The 1,061-nt window shown below is 78.1% G+C and carries 1 protein-coding gene; it reads right to left on the reverse strand.

Annotated elements, in window-relative coordinates:
• Window positions 1-57: 57 nt before the first annotated feature.
• A partial coding sequence (locus tag ACWEVO_RS37070) for an aminotransferase-like domain-containing protein (RefSeq protein ID WP_452312031.1) occupies window positions 58-1,061 on the reverse strand: 1,004 nt, incomplete at its 5' end.

Consider the following 1,061-nt stretch of genomic DNA (forward strand, 5'->3'; position numbering starts at 1 on the left):
CCCGAGCTGCGGCGGAGAGGCCCTTCCGCCACGCCGGGAACCGGCGGCGCCGGCCGGTCAGGTGGGACGGTCGGGGAGGACGCGGGTGAGCAGGTCGAGGGCGGTGGGGTAGGCGTGGGCCGGCGGGTTGGCGTAGCCGATCACCAGGCCGGGTGGCTGGTCGGCGGGGCGGTGGTGGTGGGCGGCGAGCCCGGTCAGGCCCAGCCCGTGCGCGGCGGCCGCCGCCAGCACCTCCGCCTCGCCCGGCCCGTCGGGCGGCAGCAGGAGGGTGGCGTGCAGGCCGGCGGAGATGCCGTCCACGGTCGACCGCCCGCCGAGCCGGGCCAGCAGCAGGTCCCGGCGCTCCCGGTAGCGGCGCCGGACGGTACGGACCTGCCGGTCGTAGCCGTGGGTTTCGATCAGGTCGGCGAGGGCGAGCTGGCCGATCGTCTCCGTGTGCAGGTCGAGGTGGCGCTTGGCGTCCACCACCGGATCCACCAGCCGGGCCGGCAGCACCAGCCAGGCCAGGCGCAGCGCCGGCCCGAGGGTCTTGGCCGCGGTGCCGACGTACGCCACCTGCTCGGGCGCGGTGCCCTGGACCGCGCCGACGGGCTGGCGGTCGTACCGGAACTCGCCGTCGTAGTCGTCCTCGACGACCAGGCCGCCGCCGGCCCGGGCCCAGTCGGTCAGCGCGTGCCGGCGGGACGGGTGCAGGGTCACCCCGGCCGGGTACTGGTGGGCCGGGGTGACCACGGCTGCGCCCACCCCGGCGAGCCGCCCCGAGCCGAGCAGGTCGGTGCGGGCGCCCCAGCTGTCCACCGGCAGCGGCAGCACCGTGCCGCCGTGCCGCCGCACCACCTCCCGGTGGAACGCCAGCCCCGGATCCTCCATCGCGACCGCCGGCGTGCCGGCGTCCCGGAGCACGGTGGTGAGCAGCACCAGCGCCTGGACGTATCCGGAGGTGACCACGATCCGCTCCGGGTCGGCGAGCACGCCCCGGGCCCGACCCAGGTAACCGGCGAGCGCGTGGCGCAGCTCGGGCCGGCCGCGCGGGTCGCCGTAGCCGTACGCCTCGGCCGGGG

The sequence above is a fragment of the Micromonospora sp. NPDC003776 genome, assembly GCF_053605645.1.